Origin of the sequence: Calothrix sp. UHCC 0171 (assembly GCF_034931845.1) — a bacterium.
Taxonomy (GTDB): Bacteria; Cyanobacteriota; Cyanobacteriia; order Cyanobacteriales; family Nostocaceae; genus Brunnivagina.
In genome coordinates this window covers 1-13,919 of the sequence record NZ_JAYGHN010000036.1, presented here as the reverse complement: position 1 = coordinate 13,919, position 13,919 = coordinate 1, and the positions used below count along the sequence as shown (strand labels likewise).

The window sequence follows — 13,919 nt, the reverse complement described above, 5'->3', positions numbered from 1 at the left end:
ATATAACCAATAATAATAAAATCAATTAAACCGAACATTCACGTCGTACTCTTCGCAATTTACTGTGACGAATAGTGCTAACTTCATATTCTTGATAAATAACTTCTGGTACTCGACAATGCAATTGATTAAATAAATTGTGAAGAGACTGAGTCACTAATATCTTGATTGGTTCATATACTTCTGTTGCTACTTTTAGTGAGATAACTATTACATCTAGGCTTTTTTGGACAACTTGATATTCTTGAATGTTCTCAGATGCAATAATAATTGCCCGGCGAATAAAATCAGGAAATATGGGTATTAATTTATCTTCTATTTTGCTGGGTAAATAGAAAATATCATCTCTACGTCCTTCTATACTTTCTATTGGTGTTAAAATTGAACCACAGCGACAGGGCATTTTACGTTCTGTGATGATATCATCTAAACGATAGCGAATAATTGGTTGCGTTCTGCGGTTAAAGTCAGTAATTATCGGCATAAATTTACCTGCATCTCTATCCACATATTCTTTTTGAATTACAAGAATATCTTCATTTAAATGCAAAGTCCCGTACTCACAAGTGTAACCAAGAAAACCTTCAGTACATTGATAAAATTGATGCACTATTTGATTGAATGATTTACGGATATACACTTCATCCAAAGGGTCTAATACTTCCGCAACTGAGATAATTTTAATAGGATTAATATTTAAAATACTATTATTTTTTGCATCTGCTAATAAACGTAACATTGAAGGTGGAGCAACTAATATAGTTGGTGCATATTCATTTAATTTTGCAAAATGACTTTCTACAGGTTTAAATAAATCAAAGTATTGAAACTGAATACGTTGTTTATTAACTGTTTCATAAAGATTGCTATTTGCCCTGAGAAAAAAAGCGATGCGTTGTAATTTGGTAATTGGCTGTGGTAATCCTTTTGCTAAGATAGCACCAGCCCAAGCCTGTTGTTCGCTTTGACTCACTGCAAACAATCCTCTATTGCCACTTGTTCCTGATGACATTCCGATAGTATAACCATTCAGAGTTGCAGCAAAATTGCGTGATTTTTCTGCCGATAGCGCAACTTCTAATGCTTCTAATTTCTTAATTCCAACTGTATTTAAATCATCGAAATTTTCCATCATTATTGATTTATCAATGATGGGCAAATCTCGCCATTCATGAATATTGAAATTTTGAGTATTTACATGATTATCAAAATATTTGCGGTAAAAAGTTGACTTTGGTAATATTTGTTTGAGAAAACTCTTTACTTGCTGGTCTTGCCAATGAATTAGCGACGCACGGCTATTAAAATTGCGTCCATATTTAGTAATTAAGTAATACCAGATAATTCGTGGTAAACCATTCATTGTTGATGTTTTTGTTGATGTTTCTAAATATCAAAATGTTAATTTTAAATTGCTCAATTTTCTCCAAGCATCAGAACAATGAGTGGGAATAATGTTTAGACTTGGATTTAATTTATGCAACTCATGAACTCTTTTCAAGGTATCAATGTAATCACGTTTACTAGCAAAAATTAGACTAGCCAGAGGATGGGGTTGGATAAATTCTTGGTATGCGCGACTCAGCCAGCAAGCGTCCGCAATGAGAAAATAGGACTGTTTATCAGTATCTGTGAAAAATAAACCTAGCTGACCTGTTACATGACCGGGTAATTCAACCGCTATTAAACTGCGATCGCCAAACAAATCGAACCCTGTATCAAACGTATCATATTCTGGTGGTAATGCTACTGTTGATTTTTGCTCGACAAATATAGCGCGTTGCTCAAAGTTAATTGGTAGTAAACCAGGAAGAAAACCAGCTTTTGTCGCTGCAATTCCCCGAAGATTTTTGACTGCTGTGTATCCTGATTGAAAACAAATAAATTGAGCATTCGGAAAATCACACAAACCTCCGATATGATCAGCGTGAAAATGGGAGATAATAATGTAATTAACCTCTTCTACGGAAATTCCAAATTTTTGCAATTGTTTGGCAGCACTTTCTTCCGGCTGAAAATATACTGGTGTTGTTAAAGCATATAAACGATAGGGAAAATCTTTACTTTCTTGATAAAACAGTTCTGAATAACCAGTGTCATACAAAATTGCCCCATATTCTGGATGTAGTATTAATGCAAATACCGCCGGAAACTGACTAATTTTCCATTTCCCATCACGAATTGCGATCGCTTCTGGATGAGTACAATATCCAGCTTGGAAAAATTTAACTTTTACTGGTTTCATTTTGTGATTTCCACCATTGACTAAACATACTTAATCCTTCTTCGATAGTGACTTGAGGTTGGTAGCCTAATTCTATTTTTGCAGCTGTAATATCTAATGTTTGGCTACAAGCTAATACTCCCACTGTATAGCGTGTCAAGATTGGTTCTCTACCAAATAAAATGTGTTTTGACACTGTCTCCATTAAAGATGCAATTCCGAGAGCAACTGGATAAGAAATTGCTTTAAATTTAAAACTACTTTCTAATTTTTCAGAGAGTATATTTAACAAATCAATCAAATACATTGGCTCTCCATTGGTAATATTAAAAGTACGACCTAATAATGTATTTGGTGCTTGCTGACAGAGAATTAAAGCATCGACGACATTATCAACATAAGTCATATCAATTAAGGATTTTCCCTGATTGATTAAGGGTATTCCTGTTTTTTGATTTGCTCTAATTAATCTTGGTAATATTGCTGTATCTCCACAACCAAAAATTCCACGTGGACGAATGGAAATCACTGGTAATCCTTGTTGATAAGCCTGTTGAATTTCAGTTTCGGCAAGTAATTTTGTTTGCACATAAGCATTCGCCGGAATTTTTGCTAATGTGTCGTTTTCAGAAATATTTAAACGGTTTGTAAAGTCAAAATAAACGCTAGGTGTAGAAACGTAAATTAATCTTTTTACTTCTTGCTGTTGGCAAGCTTGAATAATATTTTTAGTCGCGACTACATTCGCATTATAAAAGTCTTGATATTTTCCCCAAGGTGCAGATAAAGCTGCACAATGAAATATATAGTCTTGTTTTTTGCAACTTTTAATTGTTGCTTCCCTATCAATTAAATCTAAATTTAAAAATCTAATTCCTTCAGTTTCAAGTTGTTTTCCTATCTCTTGATTCCGACCTATAACTGTAATATTTTGCGAAACAGATTTTAGTTTTTCTGCGAGTTTCCTACCTAAAAAACCAGTACCACCCGTAATTAGAATATTCATGACATATTCTAGATTTTAGATTACATATAATAGTTTAACTTGAAAAAGTATGACTCATATCCCCAACCTTTGCAAATAAGTTGAGGATATTTATTTCCGTGTCAGCACAAAAGTCAATAAATGATTGAGAAGTACTCTATTATTCTTTCCCAAATGGTTGTCCCCAATATTTCCAATTCTCTTTATTAAACGGAGATTTCCACTTTTGAATTAATAACAATTCTAACTCTTGTCGTGGTCTTGTTGGAACTGGCGCATCCCACCAAAAACCAATATTGACTGCTGTTTTCATCTCATATCGATAATGCAAATCGAGGTAATTTTCAATATATCGTTTACAATCATGTACCCCTTTCCAACGCTGATTGGATTTGCAGGTTTCACCAATATATAACAACAAGTTTGTTGCCATATCAATCACAAAATATAAACAAGCTTGTCCTGGACTATCTACAGGTAATCGATAAAAAGATAGAGCAGATAGTTGTAGAGTAAAGGGATCGATAATATCTGGTTCTACATGTGTCTTTGGTAAGGTAAATAAGCTAATTTGTTGATTTGATTTGCTTGTTCTTACCTGTTGTTGATGGATAATAATTTTTTGTTTCCACTTTGTCAGTGTTTTTTCATCCATCAATAACACAGGAGTTCGATTTGTATGTGTCAACCGCACTTCGTCTAGTGAGAACAAGTCTAATTGATTTGTTTCCAATCATAATCCCCAAAATGTAACTTGGGAATGCTAACACTTAAATGTTACATATGTGAACAATAGTTTTGTACTATTAAATACTGAGGAGACAAGGAAAAAGTGTAAATAGAAGGATACTAAATATAATTACTGTATTAAATAATACAGTAAAATAATATAGCTCAATTATTGTGCATTTTTAACACTAATTCATGCCTATTTTGATTGAGATTTGGGATTATGCTGTAATTTCGTTCGCACAAGCAACACCCTGGAGGACTTCAGTAATATTGGTAATAGTCGTACTCGCAATATTATGCAAAGCTTCTTCAGTAAAAAATGCCTGATGCCCAGTGATGAGGACGTTGTGAAAGGTTGTCAAACGTAGGAATATCTCGTCTTGGATGATGGTTCCCGATAAGTCTTCAAAGAATAAGTCTGATTCTTTTTCGTATACATCCAAGCCCAACGAGCCAATCTTACCGGATTTTAAGCCTTTGGTTACATCTTTGGCGTTAATTAAAGCACCTCGACTGGTATTAATTAACATGACACCAGTTTTCATCTGCTCAATCGCATTGCTATTTATTAGATGATGAGTATCCGACATGAGGGGACAATGCAATGAGATAATATCCGATTTAGAGAAAATTTCTGGAAGTTCGACATATTTTGCCCCCAGTGCTTCGACTTGAGGATTGCGGTAGACATCGTGAACAAGTAGATGACAGCCAAATCCTTTGAGTATCTGACTAACGATCGCTCCTATTTTACCAGTACCAATAATACCAACTGTGCGATCGCGCAAGTCAAATCCCATCAGTCCATCAAGGGAAAAGTTTCCTTCTCTAACGCGGTTGTAAGCACGGTGAATTTTCCGGTTCAGACAGAGAATCATCGCGATTGTATGTTCTGCTACTGCATAAGGTGAGTATGCTGGCACTCGAACGACTCTAATACCTAATTCAGCCGCAACTTTTAAATCAACGTTGTTAAATCCAGCACAACGGAGTGCGAGTAATTCTGTATCCTGAGCAGCCAGAATTTCCAGAGTTGTTGCATCTGCTTGATCGTTGACAAAAATACAAACTGCGGGAAATCCTTTGGCAAGAATTGCAGTATCTTTATTTAGATAAGGGTCGAAGAATGCCAACTCATATTTATGCTGAGTATTTGCGACTTCGAGGAATTTTCTATCGTAAACTTTGGTACTGAATACAGCTACTTTCATCTCAAACCTCACGCCATTGGTAATCTATAATCTGAGATTTTGCACTTAGATTCATGTTTATATTAGCGCGATAATTAAAAAGTGTTAGTAGTGGAAAATACCTCTGCAAAATTTTATACAGAATGTCATTTTTTGGAGACGTGAGATGTCTGATTACCTAGATTATTAGTTCAGAACGGAACAGTTTCTGTTAGTGGAATAGTGATAGGGATATCCGGAAAAATCATACTGTCCACTAAGACATGAGTAGATTGATTTGGATAACTATCTATAGGGGGATTGTGAGTATTATCTTGAGTATTATTTTGGGCAATATTGGTATTGACAAAATCAATATTGACTAAATTGGCAACTTCCAACTTCGCATTTTCTAACATCAATTTATCACGTTGATGCCAGACAGCAAATATTTCCTCCCTACCATCATTGAGCAAAGATTGATCAATTTTATAAATCTTAGTCTGAGAAATCTGATTGACTCGCTTTAACTTCAATCCCAGCAAACTTAATAACCGATTGAGGATTTTGATTCCCGAAATCGCCTCTATTTCATGAACTAGATTAATTCCTAAAACTCGCTTGATGTGTTGGCTACATTGCAAAGCCATATTTTTAAGTCGATTTAAATCAACTTCCTCTTCAACAAATTCTCGTCCTGCGTCCAAAAATTCCTGCATTCCTAAAGCACGTAATGCTTCAACTTTCAGGGTATAACTTTTTAAATCAGGTAAAAATACTTTTCCTTCACCACAAATTAATTGTTGATACAACTCCTGTTTGTCGCGACATCGAAAATACTCACTTTCATGGGTAAGGTAATAATGTATCAGTAATTGAGAGTAATAACCTTTTTCATCTCGCAACTTTAGTTCTGGAGTTACTTTGACACCATACTTTTGCCAGAGAAGATACTTATTAATTTGCTGTCGTTCCTTTTCAGTGAGTGCATGTTTAGCAGATAAATGTTCATATTCAACATAATCAATATCTTTAGCATTTGCCACTGCATTTGCCATCACATATTGATTTTGTTTTTTAATTGTGCGGATGCTGTGACTAATTTCCTTAGCCTTTTGTTTACTTTGCATCCAGTCTTTTTGAACTTTAATAATCTCCAACATTAACCGACGGCGAGTCGCCAAATCGCTAGACTCAGTTGCTAGGAAAGCATGACGCAAATCGCGAATAATATTGTTTTGAATATCATTACTCCTCATCCAAATTTGATGCCCATCTGCCATCAATCCTTCTTTCATTGACTGACGATAAATACTAATGGAAGCATTTACCCTTGCTGATACCTTCGCCCAAGTTCGTAAATGAATCGGATCATAAACTAAAGGTAAATCAACATCTATTTTTTGTAATGGACTCAATAATGCGAGATTTTCTCTTTGATTTTCTTGATACCAATCGGATAGCAACTTGTAATTTGTACTACCACTACCAATTAAACCAATGCCGCGTTTGGCACACCAAACCACACGAGGTACATTATCGCGAACTCTTGCTAATGCTTGTCTGGCTTCCGAATCGGGAATTACCCCCTGAAAAATACCATAGACACGATCAAAATGCTGAACATCAATACTCACCCCTGTTCCCAAACTTGGAGTCACAAAAACTACATCATAATCAGTAACTTTTTGATTAATCTCGGCGACAAAATCTACGGCATTATGTCCGGGAGTATTTGTTGTTCTACTGCTAACTAACAAAGATTTGGGGAAAATTTTATGTAATTTTTCGAGACGCTCTTTTAAATAGCGTTCAATAGTTTCACAACTATAACGTCCCGCCCGACTATCAGTAGTTACATAACATTTACGTCCAGCGAGTATATCTAATTCCAGCTGTTGAATTAGTGGTGTGGGATTGGGAGAATCGTAGAAAGTCGTATCCCATCCTTTTTCGGGTTGCCATTGATTAACTAAAACCCAAGGATTAATTCTGAGTCCTGATAATTGTTGTAAATACTCAAGTGAAACATCAGATAAATCTGCATCTTGAGCAATGATTAAACCACCTGTCGTTATGACTGTATCAATCAACTGTTGGAAACTTTTAAGCAGTTTCACTCGCTTATCTTTACAGGTAGTGCTGTGCAATAAATGCCATAAGGACTGTTCGACTTCATCTAAGATAATGATTCCCCCGTGCCAATCTTCTGGATTTAGTTTCCAAATTGAATCGACACAAAGTCCCAGGGAAGGAGAGGAAAATAGAGTGACTGGGGAAGCAAATATTTCTTCTGCACCCATATTTTTGTCTTGATTATCTCTATCCCTCCCCTGTTCTTCTTTATTTCTTCTCCATTGAATACCTATTTTTTCACATAAAAACTTACCCAGTTGAATGCGATGAGTAATCAATAAAACAGGTTGATGACTCTTTTTTGCCTGTCGAACAATTTTTTGTAGCGCAGTTGTTTTTCCTGTACCTTTAGCTGATTTCACCCCAACTAATCCCGAAGTCGGAAAGGGAATTTCCCCTAAATAACGACGATTAACAGTCAGTGCCGCAGGTAGTGTTAATTGGGTATGGGGTTTGATTTGAGCCAGATAAATTTCTAAATCTAAACTCTGACTATAAATATCATCAAATTCATTGACATCTCGATTGACAATAAATTCATCAATTCCCTTCTCATCTCCTGGTAACTTAATGACCTTAACCAGACAATTTTGAGATTGTAATAATACACCTAACTGAGAAATTGCATTATCGACAGCAGCAATTTTGCGTGGTTCAGTTTCAAAATCAAAACAAATATAAAAAGTACGTTTGCTAATAGTAAATATTGCTAAATCAGGGATGAGTTGGCGCTTGAGAACTTTACCAAAATTATCTTTTTTCACACGATATCCACTAGTAATCCCCGGTATGGCGATCGCCACATATCCTAATGATAATAATGCCGCAGCTTTTTTGACTCCTTCACAAATAATTATGGGAATATCATTTTCCATTACCCATTGCCAAAAACCTGAACTTTCTTGGTTTAAGGTAATTTCATTTGGGCAAATATCGCCACTTTGTGCTTGATTCTCAGGAATGCTGAATTTAGAAATATTTATATTGTAACGTTGGGCAACTTTTTGCCATATTTGCAACGTCACACGCAAACAAAATATCCGCGTTGCTGTGCCCGGAGGATGTTCGTATTTAATGGATTTACCTTTTTGGTTCAGTCGGGGTAGGTTCGGTTTAAAGCAACCCCACTCCATCGCTTGCCAATGATTTTGCGGATCGAGTCCAGAACACCACCAACCACCGGAGGTAATGTGGGAATAGCGTTGTAACCAGCTATTTCTCACCATTCCAGTATTTGTGCGGGGTACTTGTGCGGAAATCAACAAATAATCATATGCATTGCTGTCTTGGAGTGAAGTAAAGTTCAAACTTGCAAGATAGGTATCTATACCGCTACCCTCGGTAAGTTCTTCAAGGTGTTGGGGGTGTAGATCATGGAGATGCATGTGCTGTGGAGCGGTGTGAGACTGTGAGGTTAACAACTTACCATGCATTTATTGCTTTTAATAGGAGTAGTTTTAACGTTGACGAGTTGCTTTTTTTTACTTCGTCGCCGGAAATACATCGGTTCTGGATTTGAGATGCTTTTATCCCTTCCCCACTATTGTAGTAATAACTTTGTATTGTGATATTTTTTTGCAAATAAATTTTATAAATCAGTAATCCACTCATTGATAAAATAATACCTTTGTACCGTTACAGTTAGAAATAAAAACATTAAATAAGTGTTAATATACTTGTCAAAAATTACTAAATACTTCTAAAGGGCTTGATACACATAGATTTCTTGGCAATGCATAGTTTTGGCAATTAAATGTAATAAAAGTGACTAATCCCAAAAATATTACGAAGAGGAGTGTTATTTTTGCAATAGTTCAGGAAGAATATGTAGATGAAGGGATACTGAAGCATTAGGTTGTATAGGTGACTTTTAGTTATTAGGAAAGGGCAAATTTTAAGACAAAATCGGGATCAATGCTTGATTTGGGATGCGATCGCATAATCTCAGTTAATTTCAGTCAGTAAAATCGTCTTTATCAAAATCAAATATTTATTGGGAGAAATATAAAATTTTTACATGGATATATCTTTGCTTAAAAAAGAGCGACTAATCCAAAATTGTTGGATATATGAATTCTGTTTTGTCCTACCGTTCAAAATTCAAAATATATCATTATATAGCGTTTCATATAAGTGAAATACGTTTATCTTGCTCCACTTCTCTTACAGGGAAGTTGTTGGGGGCTAGGTTAGTGTCTTGGATGCAAGCGAAAAGCGTTATAAATTCCCAAACTCAAATTCCCAATAGAGTAGGACTTCAGTAATGATTCTAATTAAGCTATCGGTATTATTTTAGTCAGGTTTTAATTGTCAAGTAACATTATTGAATGTTTATTTTCTTACATGTTATCTTTACAATCAGTTTATGAATTTGGAGATTAGGAATCAAGGCAAAAATCAAGATTACTTAAAGAATACTATGTAATTTGGATACAACATATACAATTAAATTATTCATCTACCAAGCATATTTTAGATAACAAGATAAAAACCAGGGGATCATGAAAAAAATTGGAGATAGAGATGAACAAGACTCCAGCTTTGCCAACCAGGGAAACACTGAACCTTTGGCACAACAATGGGCAAAAAAGTATTTACAAAATCTTGATAACAATCTATGGGAAAAAGATGGAGCAGATACAACCAGCCTCAAAGAAGTAGTTTCACGGGAAGGGCGGAAAAAAACAGCCCAAAGATTAATGGCACTATTACCAACGGTTAGCCACCAATCTTGGCATAAAGTTGAGACATTGCTATCTAAAGAAGTAAAGCGCCATCAAATTGAGCCAACACTAATTAACCCCTGGGAAATCACTGCTGACTCATTTAAGATTTACGAAAAAATCTTGGATGTCTATACCCAGCAAGCTCCATTACGCCAACTATCAACAGTGATGAGGTTAGCACGCCAAGGAGAACCTCTATACCAAAAAGCCCTAGAGATTTACACTGAACAAGTTGCACCTAGTCAGCTAGCGAGAGTGATTGGTTCCCATGTTGGCGCATTGCGGAATAAGTACACTCAACAAGACCCAAGAATCCTTGGTTTTGTGAGTATGCAATTTCATTACACTAGCAAAATACTACTCCAAAGCTTATCGGAATTAGAGCGATTAGTCCTGATTGTTTACTTCAAAGTCCTTGATGATCACCTATATATGCCACTGCAACGTTTATACGCGGCGGCGGCAAACCATGATTACGATTCCACGACATTAGTGGCAGTACAAAATCTGTTACCTGTCAGCACTGAAATTGCAAAAAAAATTTCCGAAAAAATCATTGATTATTACCCAAATTACCGTTGCTATTCAGGTATTTTAAGCAACCCATCGATTAAAGCTTCTAGTATTAGAGATGTGGAAATGTTCCAAGTTTACCTTTGGTTAGCAACTTTAGAAGGAAATATTTCCGCAATTAAACAAGAATTATTTCCTTTATCTGTGATGTTATATCCTACTTTGAACGTGCAATGGGAAATAATTCGCCAAATGTTGGATCTATTAGGTCAAGAGATTAAAGAGCATCTCACATCCAAACAAAGCGACACAATCATGCCATACTATCAGGCACTATGGCACATGTTCTCACCTGAAGTTTTTGTAGAATTTGATTTTTGTCAAGATTCTCATCAGTTTAATGATGATTTATCAAATATTTATTTGCTTAAAAGTAGCAATAAAAACATTCATTTATAAAATTTGGTGAGCAAAATTATTTTTATCCTGTTAACAGTTAGTCTCTCTGTAATAATCAGTGTGCAATATTTTTCCTGTCACAATCACAGACTATGAATTGGAAATTTTATACTTTATTAGAAAGTAGTAAATACTTTGAAAAATCAAAAATTATTGTATTCATGAAAATTCTAATTTAATCCTAAAAGTGATAAAAATGATATTCTTATCATCTGTTCATGACCCTAATAGAAGAACGGCTATCAGTATAAAGTTAAGAAGCATAACAAAATGACGAATAAGAAATGGGCTGTTAAACGTATAACTGTGAATTTAGCAACACAGGAGGCAGAAAGACTCGAACTATATTGTCAGCAAACGGGTAGACCTGCTACAGATGTAATCCGTGAGTTGATTCGAGGTTTACCAGTATCTGGAGAAGCAAAGTAGGTAGTCCCGATGAAATTTTTTCATCACTAAGGATGAAAGGCGGACACGGGGACGCGGGGAATAACAAATGACTAATGACTCTTTCAAGCTAGAGAAGGGAATGTGAGGACGTTATGTAATGATGTCCAATACCTAACGCCGAATCTAAATAACTCGTCCTCTTCGACACCAAGCCAGTTACAATTTGTAAAGGAAACTGATAAGGATAAGAGAGGAATGCGAGTTGCGATCGTAGGTGCGGGTTTAGCTGGACTGGCAACCGCAGTAGATTTAGCGGATGCTGGCTGTGAAGTCGAAATTTTTGAGTCTCGTCCCTTTGTCGGCGGGAAAGTCGGCAGTTGGGTGGATGGTGATGGGAATCATATCGAGATGGGTCTACACGTCTTTTTTGGTTGCTATTACCAACTATTTGGGTTGATGGAAAAAGTGGGTGCTTTGGAGAATTTCTTGCCCAAGCAGCATACTCATACTTTCATTAATCAGGGTGGAAAGACGGGTGCCCTCGATTTCCGTTTTTTCACGGGTGCGCCTTTGAATGGTTTAAAAGCCTTTTTCACCACATCGCAGCTCTCAGCTTACGATAAATTCCGGAATGCGATCGCCCTGGGTACAAGTCCAGTTGTACAAGGTTTGGTAGACTTTGAAGGAGCAATGCGGACAATCCGCGACTTGGATAAAATCAGCTTTGCCGATTGGTTCCGTAGTCATGGAGGTAATAACAACAGTCTGCGGAGATTATGGGACCCCATTGCCTTGGCTTTGGGTTTCATTGACACTGAAAATATTTCGGCACGATGTATGTTGACAATTTTTCAGTTGTTTGCTGTACGTACCGAAGCTTCAAAATTACGAATGCTCAAGGGTTCGCCTTACGAATACATGCACAAACCCATTCTTGATTACTTGGAAGCGAGAGGGACAAAGATATACACTCGTCGCCAGGTGAGAGAAATCAAGTATGCAGAGGTTGATGGGCAAACTCAGGTGACTGAAATATCAGTGGCAAATGGTGAGGCAACAGAAAGGATTACTGCTGATGCCTACGTTGCCGCTTGCGATGTACCGGGAATTCAGCGTTTGCTACCCCAAGATTGGCGCAAATGGTCAGAATTTGACAATATTTACAAGCTTGATGCTGTACCAGTGGCAACGGTACAATTGCGCTTTGATGGTTGGGTAACGGAATTACAAGATGGCGAACAGCGTAAGCAACTAAACCATGCCGCCGGAATTGATAATTTGTTGTATTCTGCTGACGTTGACTTTTCCTGTTTTGCTGATTTAGCCCTAACAAGTCCCGCCGATTATTATCGCCAGGGACAAGGTTCATTAATTCAATTGGTATTAACCCCTGGCGACCAATTTATTAAAAAAAGTAACGAAGAGATAATCGAACATTCCCTCACACAAGTGCATGAACTATTCCCCTCAGCACGGGAGTTGAATGTAACTTGGTCAGGTGTGGTTAAATTAGCGCAGTCGCTTTACCGCGAAGCACCGGGAATGGACGTTTTCCGTCCCAACCAAAAGACACCAATTCCTAACTTTTTCTTAGCGGGAAGTTATACGCAGCAAGATTATATCGATAGTATGGAAGGAGCAACACTTTCGGGACGGCAAGCTGCACAAGTAATATTAGAAACCGTCAAAAAGTAGAGACTGTAGAAAATACGGAGAGGGCAAGAGAGATGTAAAACGGGAGATTAATTAGCTATCTTCCTCCTGTCTCCTCCTTGTCCCCCTCCTACACCTCCTTCACACACCCTCTCTTCCCCAAATCACAATGACAGATTGGTTAGAACATACGGTACAAGTCGAAGTCGAGGCTCCAATGGATTTAGTCTGGGGTCTATGGTCAGATTTAGAACAAATGCCACGTTGGATGAAGTGGATTGATTCGGTGAAAGTTCCCGAAGATAACCCAGAGATATCTGTGTGGAAACTCAGTTCTAATGGCTTGGAATTTAGTTGGCGATCGCGTATTCTCAAGCAAATACCTAATCAAATTATCGAATGGGAATCAATTGATGGGTTGCCGAATCGTGGTGCAATTCGATTTTACGATCGCAAAACTAGCAGTATTGTGAAAATGACTATTGCCTATGGTATTCCAGGTTTTCTGGGGAAAATTATGGATAATTTATTTTTGGGCAGGATAGTTGAGTCTACTGTACAGGCAGATTTAGAAAGGTTTAAACAATACGCATTGAAAGCAAAAGAGCAAATTTGAGGGGGAGAAGGAGAGACAAGGGCAAAATATTATATAGTATTAGCTGTTTTCATCCTTCGTCCCTCAATACGATTCGGTTAAGTAAAAATGGCGATTAGCTATTAGCAATTAGCTATTGGCTTTGAGAATCAATAGCATCCCGATTATGGAGTTTACAGGGAATGGCTAATGCGATCGCTTAATTTCTCAATAATGCTCGAAACCCTACTTGATGAAAATGGGTATCATATCGAGTCAGGTAAGTTCAGTTATTATTAGTTTTTCTCCGCGTCAGTTTTATCGTTGGGATTTTTGCCAAAAGCATATTTCTGTTTGG

10 protein-coding genes are annotated in these 13,919 nt (G+C 36.8%); 4 read left to right on the top strand and 6 right to left on the bottom strand.

The features are described 5' to 3' along the window. Positions 1-25 precede the first annotated feature (25 nt). The 6 genes from VB733_RS21870 to VB733_RS21845 all read right to left on the bottom strand — a co-directional run bounded on the left by VB733_RS21870 (position 26) and on the right by VB733_RS21845 (position 8,631). Positions 26-1,363: a F390 synthetase-related protein gene (locus VB733_RS21870; protein ID WP_323342169.1), complete on the bottom strand. Its 1,338-nt coding sequence runs from the start codon at positions 1,361-1,363 to the stop codon at positions 26-28. 30 nt (positions 1,364-1,393) lie between these two features. After that, positions 1,394-2,245, bottom strand: a complete 852-nt coding sequence (locus tag VB733_RS21865) for an MBL fold metallo-hydrolase (RefSeq protein WP_323342168.1) — start codon at positions 2,243-2,245, stop codon at positions 1,394-1,396. Next, positions 2,226-3,230, bottom strand: coding sequence for an NAD-dependent epimerase/dehydratase family protein (locus VB733_RS21860; RefSeq protein WP_323342167.1), 1,005 nt, complete (start codon positions 3,228-3,230; stop codon positions 2,226-2,228). Before VB733_RS21860 ends, VB733_RS21865 begins: the two co-directional genes overlap by 20 nt. Positions 3,231-3,369: 139 nt before the next feature. Next, positions 3,370-3,942: a GIY-YIG nuclease family protein gene (locus VB733_RS21855; protein ID WP_323342166.1), complete on the bottom strand. Its 573-nt coding sequence runs from the start codon at positions 3,940-3,942 to the stop codon at positions 3,370-3,372. 217 nt (positions 3,943-4,159) lie between these two features. Continuing rightward, positions 4,160-5,152 carry a 2-hydroxyacid dehydrogenase gene (locus tag VB733_RS21850; protein WP_323342165.1) on the bottom strand — a complete coding sequence of 331 codons (993 nt, stop codon included), beginning with the start codon at positions 5,150-5,152 and terminating at the stop codon, positions 4,160-4,162. A gap of 170 nt (positions 5,153-5,322) precedes the next feature. Beyond that, positions 5,323-8,631 carry a plasmid replication protein, CyRepA1 family gene (locus VB733_RS21845; protein ID WP_323342164.1) on the bottom strand — a complete coding sequence of 1,103 codons (3,309 nt, stop codon included), beginning with the start codon at positions 8,629-8,631 and terminating at the stop codon, positions 5,323-5,325. Between the two features lie 1,116 nt (positions 8,632-9,747). On the opposite strand from VB733_RS21845, the gene VB733_RS21840 reads away from it, so the two are divergent. The 4 genes from VB733_RS21840 (at position 9,748) to VB733_RS21825 (ending at position 13,603) form a co-directional block, all read left to right on the top strand. Then, complete coding sequence (locus tag VB733_RS21840) at positions 9,748-10,944, top strand: hypothetical protein (protein WP_323342163.1); 1,197 nt, start codon at positions 9,748-9,750, stop codon at positions 10,942-10,944. Positions 10,945-11,214: 270 nt separating this feature from the next. Next, positions 11,215-11,373, top strand: a complete 159-nt coding sequence (locus VB733_RS21835; RefSeq protein WP_323342162.1) for a CopG family transcriptional regulator — start codon at positions 11,215-11,217, stop codon at positions 11,371-11,373. Positions 11,374-11,589: 216 nt separating this feature from the next. Then, complete coding sequence (zds, locus tag VB733_RS21830) at positions 11,590-13,029, top strand: 9,9'-di-cis-zeta-carotene desaturase (RefSeq protein WP_323342161.1); 1,440 nt, start codon at positions 11,590-11,592, stop codon at positions 13,027-13,029. Positions 13,030-13,156: 127 nt separating this feature from the next. After that, positions 13,157-13,603, top strand: coding sequence for an SRPBCC family protein (locus VB733_RS21825; RefSeq protein WP_323342160.1), 447 nt, complete (start codon positions 13,157-13,159; stop codon positions 13,601-13,603). The last annotated feature ends 316 nt before the right edge of the window (positions 13,604-13,919 follow it).

Coding starts and splice junctions, on each gene's coding strand:
- VB733_RS21870 (WP_323342169.1), bottom strand. CDS start 1,363: ATGAATGGTTTACCACGAATTATCTGGTATTACTTAATTACTAAATAT.
- VB733_RS21865 (WP_323342168.1), bottom strand. CDS start 2,245: ATGAAACCAGTAAAAGTTAAATTTTTCCAAGCTGGATATTGTACTCAT.
- VB733_RS21860 (WP_323342167.1), bottom strand. CDS start 3,230: ATGAATATTCTAATTACGGGTGGTACTGGTTTTTTAGGTAGGAAACTC.
- VB733_RS21850 (WP_323342165.1), bottom strand. CDS start 5,152: ATGAAAGTAGCTGTATTCAGTACCAAAGTTTACGATAGAAAATTCCTC.
- VB733_RS21845 (WP_323342164.1), bottom strand. CDS start 8,631: ATGCATCTCCATGATCTACACCCCCAACACCTTGAAGAACTTACCGAG.
- VB733_RS21840 (WP_323342163.1), top strand. CDS start 9,748: ATGAAAAAAATTGGAGATAGAGATGAACAAGACTCCAGCTTTGCCAAC.
- VB733_RS21835 (WP_323342162.1), top strand. CDS start 11,215: ATGACGAATAAGAAATGGGCTGTTAAACGTATAACTGTGAATTTAGCA.
- zds (WP_323342161.1), top strand. CDS start 11,590: ATGCGAGTTGCGATCGTAGGTGCGGGTTTAGCTGGACTGGCAACCGCA.
- VB733_RS21825 (WP_323342160.1), top strand. CDS start 13,157: ATGACAGATTGGTTAGAACATACGGTACAAGTCGAAGTCGAGGCTCCA.